The sequence below is a fragment of the Staphylococcus sp. EG-SA-10 genome (assembly GCF_017151945.1).
GTDB lineage: Bacteria > Bacillota > Bacilli > Staphylococcales > Staphylococcaceae > Staphylococcus > Staphylococcus aureus.
Genome location: NZ_JACVZJ010000004.1, coordinates 112,453 through 128,453, shown reverse-complemented (window position 1 = coordinate 128,453; position 16,001 = coordinate 112,453). Strand labels below are relative to the sequence as shown.

Below are 16,001 nucleotides of genomic sequence, written 5' to 3'. Positions count from 1 at the left end.
AGCAAATGCAAGCTCAAAACAAAAAAGTCATCTATTACTACTATGACGAAGAAGGTAATAGACGACTATTATCAATTGGGAATTTGGAACATTATTTATTAGCAGATATCAAATCAAGGTTTGATTTATATAAAAAGAAAATACCTGACTTAGATAATCTGTTCGTTCAAATAGACGGTGTTGAATTTAAATTACTATAGCCCGAGCATCTTGTTAACGACTGACGATGCGATTTGTTGAATTATAGGGATTGAAATCGAAGAAACTTTTGACGCTTTAGCTTTAGTTTCTCTCCAAACTTCGACATCTCTAACATCATCCAAAAGGTTGTGACCTGAAAAATTCATATGTTTAACAAAATAACCTTCCATATAGAATTCAGCGTCTATATAACCTGCACCGGTCAATTGTTTAACAGTGTATTCGATGTCTTCACGTGAGAAATTTTTAATTGTATTTTCTAGGTCTTCATTATCTAGAACATTATTTAATTTTAAATCACTCTCTATAACTAAAAGAACTTCACGTATGCAATCGTGTTTTAACTTCATACGAATTCACCTCCTTAATAGGAGTATAGCAGAAAGGAGCATAAACAATATGGAAGATATGAAAGAACTTTATTCTTTAAAAATCCAAAAGAAGAATTTAAATAATAAACAAAAGAATTTAATGTCTGTAATTAATCAATGTATTGAACTAGAAAAGTTTTCTTACACTGAAATTAAAAAAGTTCTCTACCTAATTGATAGAGAACAAAAGTATTTAGCTAATAACCGCAGAAAAACATAAGTTAAAAATAATCTAACTCGGACTGCTGGCAATCTTCTAAATATTTTTCATACTGATTTTTAGTTCCGCCCAGAACGTATTCAGTATTGTAGTACGCTTGTCCATTATCCAAAATTTTAACTAATTTTGTACCAACATGAACGATATCCCAACCTTCTTTTAACAGATCGTTAGCTGCATCATTAGCTAAATCGTCATCGAAAGACAAAAGGTGATAGTAGTTTTTCATAATATTCACCTCCTCTCTGTAGGAGATAACAACATTATACACGAAAGGAATGATAGAAATGCCACATGTATTAAACGTAACCGTTCCAATACCTGAAACACATGTACTTATCACAAAAGATGAATATGATGAGCTAATTGGTTATTCATTAGACCCTGTATGGAACATGAGTGACTTAAAGAAGAAATTAAAAATTGCATCTGATGAGACTATCAAGGACAGATTACTATTTCATCCTAGATTTGAAAAAGAACTAAGAGCGCAAGGAATTGTGCATTACCCAGATGAGAATTTTAATCGCTGGAGATTTAACGCAAGAAAGATGAATAAATTCGTCGATGAGCATTTCAATGAAATATATAAGGAGAGAATAAAATGAGCAACATTTATAAAAGCTACCTAGTAGCAGTACTGTGCTTTACAGTCTTAGCAATTGTACTTATGCCGTTTCTATACTTCACTACTGCATGGTCAATTGCGGGATTCGCAAGTATCGCAACATTCATATTCTATAAGGAATATTTTTATGAAGAATAAAAAAACTGCTACTTGCGACAACAAGTAACAGTGACAAACATTTATCAAAATATACAACTTAATTAAATCAAAATATACGGAGGTAGTCAACTATGACTAAAAATTATAAAGACATGACGCAGGACGAAATAAAAGACTTATTATCTGAAAAAAGCGGAGAATTGTATGAATTAGCGAAAGAAATTAAGGGAGAAAGTAAATTTGATATTTTACTTTTCTCATCAATAGGAGTTATCGACGGAGATTATTTAGCAGGTTCAAGTTCTGTGATTGGTCATACTTTCGATCTTGCTTCCTTATTGGATAGCACTAAGAGTTATAAAGACATTGTCAATGTTCTCCAAATGTGTAAATCACAAAAATTTATCGGTATTGATGACGACAAGGAGGACTAAAACAATGTATTACGAAATAGGCGATATCATACGCAAAAATATTCATGTTAACGGATTCGATTTTAAGCTATTCATTTTAAAAGGTCATATGGGCATATCAATACAAGTTAAAGATATGAACAACGTACCAATTAAACATGCTTATGTTGTAGATGAGAATGACTTAGATATGGCATCAGACTTATTCAACCAAGCGATAGATGAATGGATTGAAGAGAACACAGATGAACAGGACAGACTAATTAACTTAGTCATGAAATGGTAGAGGGGGATTAACTAATGGCTAATCTATATGAGCTATCAGAAGCATTTAAAGAGATGTCTAATCAAGATGAATTAGATCCAACATTACTAAAAGATACATTAGATTCTATCAAAGCAGAAATGAACGTCAAAGTAGACAACATTGTCAATTGGAGACGTGAAACTTTAGGTGACATAGATGTCATAGATAAAGAAATTAAGAGACTTCAAAATTTAAAAAAACAAAAACAAAATTTAACTGATCGTTTAAGAGATTACTTAAAAGAGATGTTAGAAACACAGGAAGTAGATAGTTACCGCACAGCTACTAATCATATTTACAAGCGCAAAAACGGGGCTAGTAAAAATATTATCGATGAAAAACTTATTCCAAAGGATTATTGGCTATCACAAGCGCCAAAGCTTAATTCTAAGCAACTAATCGATGATTTGAAAGCTGGCAAAGATATTCCGGGTGCTGAATTAAAGGTAACGGAAAGTTTGGTGATTAAGTGATGAGTGAGGAACAAGACATTTTACAAGAACTAGGTATTGAAGAAATTAACGAAGATACTCAGAACTATTATTCAATTATGGTATATGGCAAATCAGGAACCGGAAAGACGACTTTAGCCACTAGAGAAAACAACGCTTTTATTATTGATATTCACGAAGATGGCACTCAAGTAACGCGGCAAGTTTTTGTGAAGAGGGTCGACAATTACATTGCTTTTAGAAACACAATTGCGAGTATTGAATCGATTGTAAATACAGCTAGACAAAGAGGAAAGTTACTTGATGTGGTTGTAATTGAAACAGCACAAAAGTTAAGAGATATAACGCTGACTCATGTGATGAACACGCACCAAGTCAAAAAAGCAAGAATTCAAGATTATGGGGAAACATCTAAATTAATTGTTAACTCGATTAGGCACCTATTAAAGGTTAAAGATAAGCTCGGATTTCACGTTGTGCTTACAGGACATGAAGGGCTTAACTCAGAAGATAAAGATGAGAACGGAAAAATTATTAACCCTAGAATATCAATTGAAGTACAACCGGCAATACACAATAACTTAGTAACTCAGTTCGACATTATAGGACATACATTTATAGAAGATCATACAGATGAGAACGGAAATGCGACACACGACTATGTATTTTCTGTAGAGCCTTCTAATTTATATACAACTAAAGTTAGGCATAATCCGCAAATAACAATCAATAATCCAGGTATTAAAAATGCTTCAATTTCAAAAATTATAGATATGGCACAAAACGGAAACTAATAAAAAACTAAAAAGGACGGTATTTAATTATGAAAATCACAGGACAAGCGCAATTTACTAAAGAAACAAATCAAGAAAAGTTTTATAACGGCTCAACAGGGTTTCAAGCTGGAGAATTCACAGTGAAAGTTAAAAATATTGAATTCAATGATAGAGAAAATAGATATTTCACAATCGTATTTGAAAATGATGAAGGCAAACAATATAAACATAATCAATTTGTACCGCCGTATAAATATGATTTCCAAGAAAAACAATTGATTGAATTAGTTACTCGATTAGGTATTAAGTTAAATCTTCCTAGCTTAGATTTTGATACCAATGATCTTATTGGTAAGTTTTGTCACTTGGTATTGAAATGGAAATTCAATGAAGATGAAGGTAAGTATTTTACGGATTTTTCATTTATTAAACCTTACAAAAAGGGCGATGATGTTGTTAACAAACCTATTCCGAAGACAGATAAGCAAAAAGCTGAAGAAAATAACGGGGCACAACAACAAACATCAATGTCTCAACAAAGCAATCCATTTGAAAGCAGTGGCCAATTTGGATATGACGACCAAGATTTAGCGTTTTAAGGTGTGGTTTAAATGCAATACATTACAAGATACCAGAAAGACAATGACGGCACTTATTCCGTCGTTGCTACTGGTGTTGAACTTGAACAAAGTCACATTGACTTGCTAGAAAACGGATATCCACTAAAAGCAGAAGTAGAGGTTCCGGACAATAAAAAGTTATCTATAGAACAACGCAAAAAAATATTCGCAATGTGTAGAGATATAGAACTTCACTGGGGCGAACCAGTGGAATCAACTAGAAAATTATTACAAACAGAATTGGAAATTATGAAAGGTTATGAAGAAATCAGTCTGCGTGACTGTTCAATGAAAGTTGCAAGGGAGTTAATAGAACTGATTATAGCGTTTATGTTTCATCATCAAATACCTATGAGTGTAGAAACGAGTAAGTTGTTAAGCGAAGATAAAGCGTTATTATATTGGGCTACAATCAACCGCAACTGTGTAATATGCGGAAAGCCTCACGCTGACCTAGCATATTACGAAGCAGTCGGTAGAGGCATGAACAGAAACAAAATGAATCACTATGGCAAACATGTATTAGCGTTATGTCGCGAACATCATAACCAGCAACATGCGATTGGCGTTAAGTCGTTTGATGATAAATATCACTTGCATGACTCGTGGATAAAAGTTGATGAGAAGCTCAATAAAATGTTGAAAGGAGAAGACAATGGGAGAAGTATCGTGGATAAAACTTAAAGTTGGCATGTTTGATGACAGCAAAATCAAATATATCGAAGCCTTACCCGAAAGAGATACGATCATAACTATTTGGGTTAAGTTGCTAACTTTATCAGGAAAGTACAACGAACAAGGTTATATTATGTTATCCGAAAACTTGCCTTATAACGAAGAAATGTTAGCAAATGAGTTTAGTCGACCTATCAACTCAATAAGGTTAGCAATACAAACTTTTGAGACATTGGGCATGATTGAAAAAGTTAATGGTGTCATAAAAGTGACAAATTGGGAAAAGCACCAAAACATTGAAGGACTCGAGAAAATCAGGGCGCAGAACAGGTTGAGGAAACAAAAGCAACGAGAAAACAACAGAAAATTGCTAAATGGTCACGTGACGTCACGTGACAGTCACGCAACAGAAGAAGATAAAGAATTAGATAAAGAATTAGAAAGAGATAAAGAAAAAGATATAGATAAGAACTTAAGTTCAAATAATAGCGCAACTGACGTTACGCATGAGCAATTTGAGGAATGGTGGAAACTTTACGACAAGAAGAAAGATAAGAAGATGTCTTTTACTAAATTCAAATCATGCTTAAAGAAACATTCTTTTGAACAAATTATGCAAGGTACTCGAGAATATTTAAAAACTATTACAGACAAGCAATATCAAAAGTACCCTAAAACGTTCTTAACTAACGAAAGCTATATGAATGATTATATCGAAGAGATTAAAGAAGAAGTAAACAATCAATATGTAGATGCGTTTCAGCGTGCATCACAATCCAGTATAGAAAATTTACCGTTTTAAAGGAGTGAGAAAGTGGAGTCATTCCAGAACTTAGCAAAGAAACCAACTTTAAAAAAACAAATCATTGAACAAGCGTTTGATTTGAAATGTGAGAACTGTGGACGTAAGTACGACTATTACAAATTCGATGACGGTTCAGAATTCAAACATGGTTGTGACTGCGAAATGATAGAGTACGCCAAACAATCAACTGAAAACTATCACAAGAGAAATAGACGAAGAAAAGCAGAACGCATATTCAAACAATCGATAATGAACGAAGATCTAACGAAAGCAACGTTTGATAATTACAATCCGACTAATGAACAACTAGTCTATGCGAAAAACTTATGCGAACGTTACGCAAACAATTTCACGTTAGACAATAAACAATCGCTACTAATTCAAGGCTCATTTGGTACAGGTAAATCACACTTATCAATGAGTATTGTTAAATCAGTTAAAGCTAAAGGCTACACAGTGCTATATATGAACGTACCTCAATTGATATCAACAATTAAAAACACTTATAACAACCAAACTGCTATGACTGAACAGGAATTGGCTCAAATTATAAGTGATGTCGATTTAATGGTATTCGATGACTACGGTATCAACATGAACGAATTCGCTACTAGTAAGATGTTTGAGCTTATCGAAAGTAGAATAGGCAAACACAATATCTTTACTACCAACTTAGACGAGAAAGAAATGACAAAAAACAAAGACTTACAACGTATATTCAGCAGAATCATGAGCAACACAACGCTTATCAAGATGGACGGTCAAGATTACAGGACTAGAGGTTTAAAACTATGATTACCAAAGAATTTTTAAAAACTAAACTTGAGTGTTCAGATGTGTACGCTCAGAAACTCATAGACGAGGCACAGGGAGACGAAAACAAGTTATATGACCTATTTATCCAAAAACTTGCAGAACGTCACACACGCCCCGCTATCGTCGAATATTAAGGAGTGTTAAAAATGCCGAAAGAAAAATATTACTTATACCGAGAAGATGGCACAGAAGATATTAAGGTTATCAAACATGAAGATAACGAGAATGAAGTTTATTCGCTCACAGGAGCCCATTTCAGCGACGAAAAGAAAATTATGACTGATAGTGACCTAAAACGATTCAAAGGCGCTCACGGGCTTCTATATGAGCAAGAGCTAGGTTTACAAGCAACGATATTTGATATTTAGAGGTGGACGATGAGTAAATACAACGCTAAGAAAGTTGAGTATAAAGGGATTGTATTTGATAGCAAAGTAGAATGTGAATATTACCAATATTTAGAAAGTAATATGAATGGCACTAACTATGATCGTATCGAACTACAACCGAAATTCGAACTACAACCTAAATTTGGGAAGCAAAGACCGATTACGTATATAGCCGATTTCTCTTTGTGGAAGGAAGGGAAACTGGTTGAAGTTATAGACGTTAAAGGTAAGGCGACTGAAGTTGCCAACATCAAAGCGAAGATATTCAGATATCAGTATAAAGATGTGAATTTAACGTGGATATGTAAAGCGCCTAAATACACAGGTCAAGAATGGATGGTATATGAGGACTTAGTGAAAGTCAGACGTAAAAGAAAAAGAGAAATGAAGTGATCTAATGCAACAACAAGCATATATAAACGCAACGATTGATATAAGGATACCTACAGAAGTTAAATATCAGCATTTTGATGATGTGGATAAAGAAAAAGAAACGCTGGCAGATTACTTATATAACAATCCTGACGAAATATTAGAGTATAACAATTTAAAAATTAGAAATGTAAATGTAGAGGTGGAATAAATGGGCAGTGTTGTAATCATTAATAATAAACCATATAAATTTAACAATTTCGAAAAAGAACTAATGGCAAAGCGTGGGATAAATGCCGGAATTGTTTCTAAACGTGTTAGAGGTTGTTGGGAGTTTTCAGAAGCTTTAGACGCGCCTTATGGCATGCACCTAAAAGAATATAGAGAAATGAAACAAATGGAAAAGATTAAACAAGCGAGACTCGAACGTGAATTGGAAAGAGAGCGAAAGAAAGAGGCTGAGCTAAGAAGAAAGAAACCACATTTGTTTAATGTTCCTCAAAAACATTCACGTGATCCGTACTGGTTTGATACTACTTATAACCAAATGTTTAAGAAATGGCAGGAAGCATAAATGCCTAAAACCGATAGCGCATGTAAAGAATACTTAAACCAATTTTTCGGATCTAAGAGATATCTGTATCAGGATAACGAACGAGTGGCACATATCCATGTAGTGAATGGCACTTATTACTTTCACGGGCATATCGTACCAGGCTGGCAAGGCGTGAAAAAGACATTTGATACAGCGGAAGAGCTCGAAACATATATAAAGCAACATGGTTTGGAATACGAGGAACAGAAGCAACTAACTTTATTTTAAGGAGATAGAAATGATGAAAATCAAAGTTGAAAAAATAATGAAAATAGACGAATTAATTAAGTGGGCGCGAGAAAATCCGGAGCTATCATTTGGCAGAAAATATTATACAACAGACAAAAATGATGAAAACTTTATTTACTTCGGTGTTTTTAAAAATTGTTTTAAAATAAGCGATTTTATATTAGTTAATGCTACTTTTAGTGTCAAAGTTGAAGAAGAAGTAACCGAAGAAACTAAGTTTGATAGGTTGTTTGAAGTGTACGAGATTCAAGAAGGAGTCTATAAATCTGCATCATATGAGAATGCTAGTATAAACGAACGTTTAAAAAATGACAGAATTTTTCTTGCTAAAGCATTCTACATCTTAAACGACGACCTAACTATGACGTTAATTTGGAAAGAAGGAGAGTTGATTAAATAATGGAACACGGTTCAAAAGAATATTACGAAAAGCAAAGTGAATACTGGTTTGATGAAGCAAGCAAGTTTTTGAAGCAACGTGATGAGCTTATTGGAGATATAGCTAAGTTAAGAGAGCGCAACAAAGAGCTGGAGAAGAAAGCAAGTGCATGGGATAGGTATTGCAAGAGCGTTGAAAAAGATTTAATAAACGAATTTGGCAAAGATGGTGAAAGAGTTAAATTTGGAATGGAATTAAACAATAAAACTTTTATGGAGGAAGACACTAATGAATAACTGTGAACAAATAGAACAATCCGTTATAAGTGCTAGTGCGTATAACGGCAATGACACAGAGGGATTACTAAAAGAGATTGAGGACGTATATAAGAAAGCGCAAGCGTTTGATGAAATACTTGAGGGAATGACAAATGCTATTCAACATTCAGTTAAAGAAGGTATTGAACTTGATGAAGCAGTAGGGATTATGACGGGTCAAGTTGTCTATAAATATGAGGAGGATCAGGAAAATGACTAATACATTAACAATTGATCAGTTACAAGAGTTATTACAAATACAAAAGGAGTTCGACGATAGAATACCAACGCTGAACTTACGAGATAGCAAAATAGCATATGTAGTTGAATTCTTTGAATGGTTTAATACATTGGAAACGTTTAAGAACTGGAAGAAGAAACCAGGTAAGCCGTTAGACGTACAACTTGATGAATTAGCTGACATGTTGGCGTTTGGATTGAGTATTGTGAATCAAGTAGGAGTGTCATCAGAAGAGATAAAAGAAGCGATTGAATCAAGTTTTAAAGATACAGAATTTCACAAAATGTTTAATTTTAAAGATAAAGAATTTGCTCAAGACGCAGTTGTTAGTACACCACAGATAATATTCAAAGAATTTTATCCCGACCAACAAGCAATTGTTATAGTGATAGACATAGCTTACAACTTATATTCTATCGACCAACTCATTGACGCATACAAAAAGAAAATGAAAAGGAACCACGAAAGACAAGATGGAACAGCAGACGCAGGAAAAGGATACGTGTAAAGACATCTTAGATCGAGTCAAGGAGGTTTTGGGGAAGTGACGCAATACTTAGTCACAACATTCAAAGATTCAACAGGACGCAAGCATACACACATAACTCGAGCTAAAAGCAATCAAAGGTTTACAGTTGTTGAGGCAGAGAGTAAAGAAGAAGCGAAAGAGAAATATGAGGCGCAAGTTAAAAGAGATGCAGTTATTAAAGTGGGTCAGTTGTTTGAAAATATAAGGGAGTGTGGGAAATGATAGAAGTTCAAATTACCTCTATTACAGGTAGAGATTATTACGCAACAACAAATCTAACTTTTAGTAAATATGTCGAAAATATTTCGAGTAGTAAAGCCCGTTATATTCGCGCAAAAGATACGCTAGATAAGACATCATGGGTTAAAATAGATGCAATTGAAGCAATAACGCTTTTTAGGGGGTCGGTATATGATTAAACAAATATTAAGACTATTATTCTTACTAGCGATGTATGAGCTAGGTAAGTGTGTAACTGAGCAAGTATATATTATGATGACGGCTAATGATGATGTAGAGGCGCCGAGTGATTACGTCTTTCGAGCGGAGGTAAGTGAGTGATGTGGATTACTATGACTATTGTATTTGCTATATTGCTATTAGTTTGTATCAGTATTAATAGTGATCGTGCAAGGGAGATACAAGCGCTCAGATATATGAATGATTATCTACTTGATGAAGTAGTTAAAACTAAAGGATACAACGGGTTAAAAGAATACAGGATTGAATTAAAGCGAATGAATAACGATATTAAAAAGTAATTTATATTATCGGAGGTATTGCATGTATAACAGGAAAGAAATACGTGAAATGATAGATAACTACAAGTGGATGAAGAACATAATAGACAGTAAAGTCTACGATAACGAAAGTACATCAATTGCACAATATGGTTATCAATCTGCGATGCCAAAAGCTAAAGGCACGACTAGCAATAAAGTGTTAGTGAAAGTTATAAACAAAAACAAAGCGCTTAGAAAGTACGATTACTTGATTAAGAAGATAGCGTTCATTGATGAATATGAAGAATACATCACGAATGAAAAAGATTATCATATTTTACAAATGTTAAAACAACGAGAAAGCCATAATAGGATCATGAGCATTCTTGATATAGGCAGAGACAATTTTTATTCTAGAGTAAAAGATATAGTAAATATACTTTATAACTTGCAACAAGAAACCGACAGTTCGGACACATCGTACAGTTCGGACACATCGTACAGTTCGGACACATCGTACAAATCGTACACATCGGACTAATTTTGATGCTACATATTGTTTTTTATTATAATTGCTGTGTAGCAAAACATTTATATTTCTTTTGAACTCTCACATTAAGTGAGGGTTTTTATTTTTATAAACAAGAGGTGGAGAATGGAGATATCAAAGTACCAAGAGATAGCTACACGTACACACAATGATGAATTGAATTTAAATGAATCTATTACTTGTTACGGCTTAGGTTTAACTCAATCTACAGGCAATGTTACAGATCTAATTAAACAGCATATGTTTTGTAATGTACCGATAGATAAAGGAATTATGATAAATGAACTTAGCGAAGCATTGTGGAATATAGCTAATCTTACTAACGTGTTAGGTATTAACTTGGATGAGATAGCTGGTCATAGTGTTAACACTATCTTGATGAATAAACCTAATCAGACTATCAATTTAGACAATGGTATAAAACAAGGAGACAAAGTATTGTTTCAAGGTAGTAAGTATCTTGTTGATGGATCGATAGGAAACTTATTGTTAATTAGCAATGATAAAGATGATAGACAAGTAACTGTGCAAGATGTTAAGAAAGTCGACAAGGAGTGATGTGCATTGTCTATTATGAAGCGATGTGGTCATCCAACATGTAATGTATTGATTAATCATAATGAAAGTTATTGTGATAAACACAAGCAATATGCAAATGAAAATTACAATGATTTGAGACGTCGAAACGATCCAGAGTATTTAAGATTTTATAAATCGAAAACGTGGCAAAACATGCGTCGAATTGTATTGTTAGAACATGATTTTATTTGTGTTTCTTGTGGCAATCAAGCGACTATGGTTGACCATATTGTACCAACAAAAATTGATTGGGCAAGAAGATTAGACAAAAGTAATTTACAGCCTTTGTGTGATGCTTGCCATAACCAAAAGACAAAAGAAGATTTGAAGAAATATTAAAAAAGATAAAAATAGGAAGTCCCCCCAAAGATGAAACGGGCGTCAATGAAAGGTTCTGGAGAACGGAGCAGAGTTTTCTTCTCAAAAAATTCCCTTTATTTAAGTTTTTTTAGTAGGAGGTGCTAATTTATGGCGGGTAGACCTAAGAAGCTTTTGTCAAATTCGAACAAGAATTATACAAAAGAAGAAATTATTGAAAAAGAGCGTCAAGAAGCTCAATTAAATAAATTTTCTAAAATCGATACTGAACCACCGCACTTTTTAGATGAAATAGCGAAACAAGAATACTTAAGAATATTACCGCACATGCAAGAATTGCCAATTTCCAACTTAGATAAAGCACAATTAGCACAATATTGTAGTTTTTATAGTGACTTTGTTAAAGCAAGTTTGATTTTAGAGCGCGAAGACTTGATTTTAGAAGACGACAAAGGAAATCAAAAGGTTAATCCGGCGTTCAACATAAAGGAAAAAGCGGGTATTCGATTGCAACAAACAGCTAATACTTTAGGATTAACTATTGATAGCCGATTGCGTATTATGGTTCCTGATGAAAAAGAAGATGATGATCCATATATGGAATTTGTGAGTGATTAGTAATGACTGATTATGTTACTAAATACGCAAAAAAGGTAGTTTCAGGAGAAATTTTGGCAAGTTTGAAGAATATTCAAGTATGTAAACGTCACCTATCTTTTATGGAGAACCCGCCGAATGGTTGCCATTGGGATAATCATTTGTCTAACAAAGCAATTAAATTTGTGGAAATGCTTCCAGACCCTAAAACAAACCAGCCCATGCCTCTTATGGAGTTTCAGAAATTCATTGTTGGGAGCTTATACGGCTGGCGTAGAGGTCAATACAGAATGTTTACTAAAGCTTATATAAGTATGGCTAGAAAACAAGGTAAGTCTCTAATCGTATCGGGAATGTCCGTTAACGAACTGTTGTTTGGACAATACCCTAAATTTAATAGACAAATTTATGTAGCTTCATCTACTTATAAGCAAGCGCAAACAATATTCAAGATGGCAAGCCAACAAGTAAACCTAATGCGAAGTAAAAGCAAGTTTATCCGTGAAAAAACAGACGTAAGAAAGACAGACATTGAAGATGTATTAAGTAGTTCAGTATTTGCACCTCTTTCCAATAACCCAGATGCGGTTGATGGTAAAGATCCTACAGTTGCTATTTTGGACGAATTGGCAAGTATGCCTGATGATGAGATGTACTCAAGGTTTAAAACAGGTATGACATTACAAAAAAATCCTTTAACCCTACTTGTTTCAACGGCCGGAGACAATTTAAATAGTCAAATGTACCAAGAGTATAAGTATATTAAACGTATTTTAAATGAAGAAGTAAGAGCTGATAATTACTTTGTATATTGTGCTGAAATGGATTCACAAGAAGAAGTTCAAGATGAAACAAAGTGGATTAAAGCAATGCCGCTTTTAGAATCAAAAGAACATAGAAAAACTATACTTCAAAATGTAAAAGCTGATATACAAGACGAATTAGAAAAAGGGACATCATATCATAAGATTTTGATTAAAAACTTCAATTTATGGCAAGCGCAAAGAGAAGATAGCTTGCTAGATATTTCAGATTGGGAACAAGTAATAACGCCTATGCCTAATATCAATGGTAAAGATGTGTATATAGGTGTCGACTTATCGAGATTGGATGACTTAACATCTGTAGGGTTTATTTTCCCTAACGACGATAAAAAAGTGTTTTTACATAGTCATTCTTTCATTGGATTAAGAACAAACTTAGAACAAAAATCTAAGAGAGACAAAATAAATTATGAATTAGCGATTGAACGTGGCGAAGCTGAGACTACACAATCAGATAGCGGCATGATTGATTATAAACAAGTTATCGATTTTATAGTGAAATTTATAACGACGCATGACCTGAATGTACAGGCTGTTTGCTATGACCCTTGGAATGCGCAAAGTTTTATAACAACAATCGAATCAATGGCTTTAGATTGGCCACTCATTGAAGTGGGACAAAGTTTTAAGGCGTTATCACAATCTATTAAAGAATTTAGAATGTGGGTTGCAGATGAAAGAATACAGCATAACGATAATATGTTACTTACAACATCAGTTAATAATGCCGTTTTGATTCGTGACGGAGAAGACAATGTGAAAATAAATAAAAAAATGAATCGTCAAAAAATAGATCCGATTATTTCGATTATCACAGCTTTCACTGAAGCTAGAATGCACGAATTCCAAGAAAATTGGACGGAGAAATATGAAAGCGAAGAATTCGGATTTTAAAGGTGGTGACAAAATGGACTTGAATAAAATAAATGTCTTTTTTAATTTCTTGGTTGCTAATTTGGTTAGCATCCTTTTTTTATTAGGTTTGTTTGTGGTTAATGTTTCTGTGTATAAAGCATTCGGTCAAAATATAGGACTTTTATGCATTGGTATAACACTGATTGTTATTTCGTTGATTTTAAATCACGAAAGCAATCAAGAAAGGAGTTAGTAGTTGTGGGGATTTTTTATAAAAATGAAAAACGAGACTTGCAATACAACGAAGATGATTTGCAAATGATGGTTCAAACTTTGCCAGGTTTTCAAGGAACAAAATTACGACAATATAAAGATATAGAAGCAATTAGGCATAGCGACATCTTTACTGCAGTTATGATGATTGCTTCTGATTTGGCGCGCATGCCAATTAGGGTGACAGTGAACGGCCAAATTAATTATAGTGACAGGATTGTTAATTTGTTAAATACACGTCCTAACCCAATGTATAACGGCTATATATTCAAATTAGTAGTGTTTGTTAGTGCCTTACTAACATCGCACGGCTATATTGAAATTACACGTGATAAAACAGGAGAACCTATGAATTTAACGTTCAGAAAGACATCCGAAATAGAATTGAAATCAGACGCAAGAGGTCGACTGTATTATTTTCATCAAAGGATAGACAGTAACGGAAATAATATAGAACGTAATGTTAAGTTTGAGGATATGCTAGACATCAAATTTTATTCGTTGGATGGTATAAATGGTTTGTCACTGTTAGACACATTAAGTCGCACGATAGAATCAGATAACAATGGAAAAGATTTCCTTAATAATTTCTTGCGAAATGGCACACATGCTGGTGGTATTTTGAAAATGAAAGGTGTATTAGATAATAAAAAAGCAAGAGACCGTGCCAGAGAAGAATTTCACAAAAGTTTTAGTGGAACTAAACAAGCTGGGAAAGTTGTCGTACTCGATGAATCAATGACGTTTGATCAATTAGAAGTTGATACAGAAGTTTTAAAGCTTATCAGAGAAAACAAATCATCAACAAGAGAAATAGCAGGTGTATTTGGTATTCCATTGCATAAGTTCGGCATAGAAACAGCGAACATGAGTATCACGGATGCTAATTTAGATTACTTATCAACTTTAAAACCTTATATTACATGCGTTTGTGCAGAATTGAATTTTAAGTTTAATGATGAATATGTGAATCGTGAATTTAAATTTGATACCACTGAAATACGAGTTGTTGATGAAAAAACACAAGCTGAAATTGACAAAATTAACATTGATTCTGGAAAGATGAATATCGATGAAATTAGACAACGTGATGGATTAGCGCCAATACCAGGCGGTAATGGTAGCATTCACAGAGTCGATTTAAACCATGTAAATATTGAACTTGTAGATGAGTATCAGATGAATAAATCGAGAGCTACTGATAAAAAATTGAAAGGTGGTGAGGAAAATGAGTAAGGAAACGAGAGTTGGCAACATTATTGAGGTACGCTCAAATGATAACAACGAAATGGTCATAGAGGGGTATGCGTTAAAGTTTGACACTTGGTCTGAAAATCTTGGTGGATTCAAAGAAACGATTTCACGTCGCGCTTTAGAAAACACTGATTTATCTGATGTGCGTTGTTTAGTAGATCATATCCCATCGCAAATAATTGGTAGGACAAAATCGGGTACTTTGGAGCTCGAAACTGATGATGTTGGACTTAAATATCGTTGTAAGTTACCAAACACAACATTTGCACGTGATTTATATGAGAACATGCGTGTAGGCAACATCAATCAATGTTCGTTTGGTTTTATGCTTGACGATAAAGGCGATGAAGTGCGTTTTGATGAACAAGAAAACATTTACAAACGTACTTTAACAGCAATTCGTGAACTTACAGATGTTTCTGTAGTGACTTATCCGGCTTACAAAGACACTGATGTTAAACCAGCATTACGTAGTATTGAAACCGTTAAAAAAGAACAACGTAAAAAAGAATTAGAAATAAGACTAAAGAAACACTCTATATTAAATAATATTTGGTGAAGTTGAACACCATTAT

36 protein-coding genes are annotated in these 16,001 nt (G+C 33.8%); 34 read left to right on the top strand and 2 right to left on the bottom strand.

The window, feature by feature from the left end; translation table 11 throughout:
• Positions 1-5 precede the first annotated feature (5 nt).
• Positions 6-200: a hypothetical protein gene (locus tag IDG45_RS05355; protein WP_001148859.1), complete on the top strand. Its 195-nt coding sequence runs from the start codon at positions 6-8 to the stop codon at positions 198-200.
• On the opposite strand, the gene IDG45_RS05350 is transcribed toward IDG45_RS05355, so the two are convergent.
• Positions 195-551: a DUF2513 domain-containing protein gene (locus tag IDG45_RS05350; protein WP_000768244.1), complete on the bottom strand. Its 357-nt coding sequence runs from the start codon at positions 549-551 to the stop codon at positions 195-197. The genes IDG45_RS05355 and IDG45_RS05350 overlap by 6 nt on opposite strands.
• 49 nt (positions 552-600) lie before the next feature.
• Here IDG45_RS05350 and IDG45_RS05345 point away from each other — a divergent pair, with 49 nt between their 5' ends.
• The gene (locus IDG45_RS05345) at positions 601-792 is read left to right on the top strand and encodes a hypothetical protein (protein ID WP_000389906.1); all 192 of its coding nucleotides are present in this window, start codon (positions 601-603) and stop codon (positions 790-792) included.
• A 1-nt stretch (position 793) separates the two neighbouring features.
• Here IDG45_RS05345 and IDG45_RS05340 read toward each other — a convergent pair whose 3' ends face one another.
• Entirely contained in the window at positions 794-1,021 is a 228-nt protein-coding gene (locus IDG45_RS05340; protein ID WP_000801108.1) for a hypothetical protein, read from the bottom strand.
• 58 nt (positions 1,022-1,079) lie between these two features.
• On the opposite strand from IDG45_RS05340, the gene IDG45_RS05335 reads away from it, so the two are divergent.
• The 32 genes from IDG45_RS05335 to IDG45_RS05180 all read left to right on the top strand — a co-directional run bounded on the left by IDG45_RS05335 (position 1,080) and on the right by IDG45_RS05180 (position 15,985).
• Positions 1,080-1,400, top strand: coding sequence for a DUF771 domain-containing protein (locus IDG45_RS05335; RefSeq protein ID WP_001120935.1), 321 nt, complete (start codon positions 1,080-1,082; stop codon positions 1,398-1,400).
• Positions 1,397-1,558 carry a DUF1270 domain-containing protein gene (locus IDG45_RS05330; RefSeq protein ID WP_000066020.1) on the top strand — a complete coding sequence of 54 codons (162 nt, stop codon included), beginning with the start codon at positions 1,397-1,399 and terminating at the stop codon, positions 1,556-1,558. Before IDG45_RS05335 ends, IDG45_RS05330 begins: the two co-directional genes overlap by 4 nt.
• Positions 1,559-1,650: 92 nt before the next feature.
• Entirely contained in the window at positions 1,651-1,953 is a 303-nt protein-coding gene (locus tag IDG45_RS05325) for a DUF2482 family protein (protein ID WP_111063790.1), read from the top strand.
• A 4-nt stretch (positions 1,954-1,957) separates the two neighbouring features.
• Positions 1,958-2,218 carry a DUF1108 family protein gene (locus IDG45_RS05320; RefSeq protein WP_000291067.1) on the top strand — a complete coding sequence of 87 codons (261 nt, stop codon included), beginning with the start codon at positions 1,958-1,960 and terminating at the stop codon, positions 2,216-2,218.
• A 14-nt stretch (positions 2,219-2,232) separates the two neighbouring features.
• Positions 2,233-2,712, top strand: a complete 480-nt coding sequence (locus IDG45_RS05315) for a siphovirus Gp157 family protein (protein WP_000002516.1) — start codon at positions 2,233-2,235, stop codon at positions 2,710-2,712.
• Positions 2,712-3,485, top strand: a complete 774-nt coding sequence (locus tag IDG45_RS05310) for an AAA family ATPase (protein ID WP_001288251.1) — start codon at positions 2,712-2,714, stop codon at positions 3,483-3,485. Before IDG45_RS05315 ends, IDG45_RS05310 begins: the two co-directional genes overlap by 1 nt.
• Positions 3,486-3,514: 29 nt before the next feature.
• A complete protein-coding gene (locus IDG45_RS05305; protein WP_015978330.1) occupies positions 3,515-4,066 on the top strand; it encodes a hypothetical protein in 552 nt (183 codons plus the stop codon).
• A 12-nt stretch (positions 4,067-4,078) separates the two neighbouring features.
• Entirely contained in the window at positions 4,079-4,771 is a 693-nt protein-coding gene (locus IDG45_RS05300; RefSeq protein ID WP_015978328.1) for a putative HNHc nuclease, read from the top strand.
• Positions 4,743-5,564, top strand: a complete 822-nt coding sequence (locus IDG45_RS05295; protein ID WP_000504983.1) for a putative phage replisome organizer — start codon at positions 4,743-4,745, stop codon at positions 5,562-5,564. Before IDG45_RS05300 ends, IDG45_RS05295 begins: the two co-directional genes overlap by 29 nt.
• Before the next feature lie 12 nt (positions 5,565-5,576).
• A complete protein-coding gene (locus tag IDG45_RS05290; RefSeq protein WP_000443353.1) occupies positions 5,577-6,362 on the top strand; it encodes an ATP-binding protein in 786 nt (261 codons plus the stop codon).
• Complete coding sequence (locus IDG45_RS05285; RefSeq protein ID WP_000628837.1) at positions 6,359-6,517, top strand: hypothetical protein; 159 nt, start codon at positions 6,359-6,361, stop codon at positions 6,515-6,517. The genes IDG45_RS05290 and IDG45_RS05285 overlap by 4 nt, the downstream gene beginning before the upstream one ends.
• A gap of 12 nt (positions 6,518-6,529) precedes the next feature.
• Positions 6,530-6,751, top strand: coding sequence for a DUF3269 family protein (locus IDG45_RS05280; protein ID WP_001123673.1), 222 nt, complete (start codon positions 6,530-6,532; stop codon positions 6,749-6,751).
• Positions 6,752-6,760: 9 nt separating this feature from the next.
• Entirely contained in the window at positions 6,761-7,165 is a 405-nt protein-coding gene (locus tag IDG45_RS05275; RefSeq protein WP_000049809.1) for a DUF1064 domain-containing protein, read from the top strand.
• Positions 7,166-7,169: 4 nt separating this feature from the next.
• Positions 7,170-7,355: a DUF3113 family protein gene (locus tag IDG45_RS05270; protein WP_001187268.1), complete on the top strand. Its 186-nt coding sequence runs from the start codon at positions 7,170-7,172 to the stop codon at positions 7,353-7,355.
• Positions 7,356-7,718 carry an SA1788 family PVL leukocidin-associated protein gene (locus tag IDG45_RS05265; protein ID WP_000536056.1) on the top strand — a complete coding sequence of 121 codons (363 nt, stop codon included), beginning with the start codon at positions 7,356-7,358 and terminating at the stop codon, positions 7,716-7,718.
• The gene (locus IDG45_RS05260; RefSeq protein WP_001126836.1) at positions 7,719-7,967 is read left to right on the top strand and encodes a phi PVL orf 51-like protein; all 249 of its coding nucleotides are present in this window, start codon (positions 7,719-7,721) and stop codon (positions 7,965-7,967) included. It abuts the gene before it with no gap.
• 13 nt (positions 7,968-7,980) lie between these two features.
• Positions 7,981-8,388, top strand: a complete 408-nt coding sequence (locus tag IDG45_RS05255) for a hypothetical protein (RefSeq protein WP_000695734.1) — start codon at positions 7,981-7,983, stop codon at positions 8,386-8,388.
• Complete coding sequence (locus IDG45_RS05250) at positions 8,388-8,663, top strand: hypothetical protein (RefSeq protein WP_000399886.1); 276 nt, start codon at positions 8,388-8,390, stop codon at positions 8,661-8,663. Before IDG45_RS05255 ends, IDG45_RS05250 begins: the two co-directional genes overlap by 1 nt.
• Positions 8,656-8,904, top strand: coding sequence for a type II toxin-antitoxin system toxin HigB (higB, locus tag IDG45_RS05245; protein WP_001057953.1), 249 nt, complete (start codon positions 8,656-8,658; stop codon positions 8,902-8,904). Before IDG45_RS05250 ends, higB begins: the two co-directional genes overlap by 8 nt.
• A complete protein-coding gene (locus tag IDG45_RS05240; protein ID WP_000185674.1) occupies positions 8,897-9,433 on the top strand; it encodes a dUTP diphosphatase in 537 nt (178 codons plus the stop codon). Before higB ends, IDG45_RS05240 begins: the two co-directional genes overlap by 8 nt.
• Positions 9,434-9,469: 36 nt before the next feature.
• Complete coding sequence (locus IDG45_RS05235; RefSeq protein WP_000195827.1) at positions 9,470-9,676, top strand: DUF1381 domain-containing protein; 207 nt, start codon at positions 9,470-9,472, stop codon at positions 9,674-9,676.
• A complete protein-coding gene (locus IDG45_RS05230; protein ID WP_000573772.1) occupies positions 9,673-9,873 on the top strand; it encodes a hypothetical protein in 201 nt (66 codons plus the stop codon). Before IDG45_RS05235 ends, IDG45_RS05230 begins: the two co-directional genes overlap by 4 nt.
• Entirely contained in the window at positions 9,866-10,015 is a 150-nt protein-coding gene (gene rinB, locus IDG45_RS05225) for a transcriptional activator RinB (protein WP_000595240.1), read from the top strand. The genes IDG45_RS05230 and rinB overlap by 8 nt, the downstream gene beginning before the upstream one ends.
• A complete protein-coding gene (locus tag IDG45_RS05220; protein WP_000265043.1) occupies positions 10,015-10,215 on the top strand; it encodes a DUF1514 family protein in 201 nt (66 codons plus the stop codon). The genes rinB and IDG45_RS05220 overlap by 1 nt, the downstream gene beginning before the upstream one ends.
• A gap of 22 nt (positions 10,216-10,237) precedes the next feature.
• On the top strand, positions 10,238-10,717 hold the full coding sequence (locus IDG45_RS05215) for a hypothetical protein (RefSeq protein WP_000282747.1): 480 nt from the start codon (positions 10,238-10,240) through the stop codon (positions 10,715-10,717).
• Between the two features lie 114 nt (positions 10,718-10,831).
• On the top strand, positions 10,832-11,284 hold the full coding sequence (locus tag IDG45_RS05210) for a nucleoside triphosphate pyrophosphohydrolase family protein (RefSeq protein ID WP_000406191.1): 453 nt from the start codon (positions 10,832-10,834) through the stop codon (positions 11,282-11,284).
• Positions 11,285-11,299: 15 nt separating this feature from the next.
• The gene (locus IDG45_RS05205) at positions 11,300-11,644 is read left to right on the top strand and encodes an HNH endonuclease (protein ID WP_000817289.1); all 345 of its coding nucleotides are present in this window, start codon (positions 11,300-11,302) and stop codon (positions 11,642-11,644) included.
• Between the two features lie 129 nt (positions 11,645-11,773).
• A complete protein-coding gene (locus tag IDG45_RS05200) occupies positions 11,774-12,241 on the top strand; it encodes a phage terminase small subunit P27 family (RefSeq protein WP_000919026.1) in 468 nt (155 codons plus the stop codon).
• 2 nt (positions 12,242-12,243) lie between these two features.
• On the top strand, positions 12,244-13,938 hold the full coding sequence (locus tag IDG45_RS05195) for a terminase large subunit (protein ID WP_000133304.1): 1,695 nt from the start codon (positions 12,244-12,246) through the stop codon (positions 13,936-13,938).
• 13 nt (positions 13,939-13,951) lie between these two features.
• A complete protein-coding gene (locus IDG45_RS05190) occupies positions 13,952-14,152 on the top strand; it encodes a hypothetical protein (RefSeq protein ID WP_000365300.1) in 201 nt (66 codons plus the stop codon).
• Positions 14,153-14,157: 5 nt separating this feature from the next.
• Positions 14,158-15,408, top strand: coding sequence for a phage portal protein (locus tag IDG45_RS05185; protein WP_000511067.1), 1,251 nt, complete (start codon positions 14,158-14,160; stop codon positions 15,406-15,408).
• Positions 15,401-15,985: an HK97 family phage prohead protease gene (locus IDG45_RS05180; protein WP_000032525.1), complete on the top strand. Its 585-nt coding sequence runs from the start codon at positions 15,401-15,403 to the stop codon at positions 15,983-15,985. Before IDG45_RS05185 ends, IDG45_RS05180 begins: the two co-directional genes overlap by 8 nt.
• The last annotated feature ends 16 nt before the right edge of the window (positions 15,986-16,001 follow it).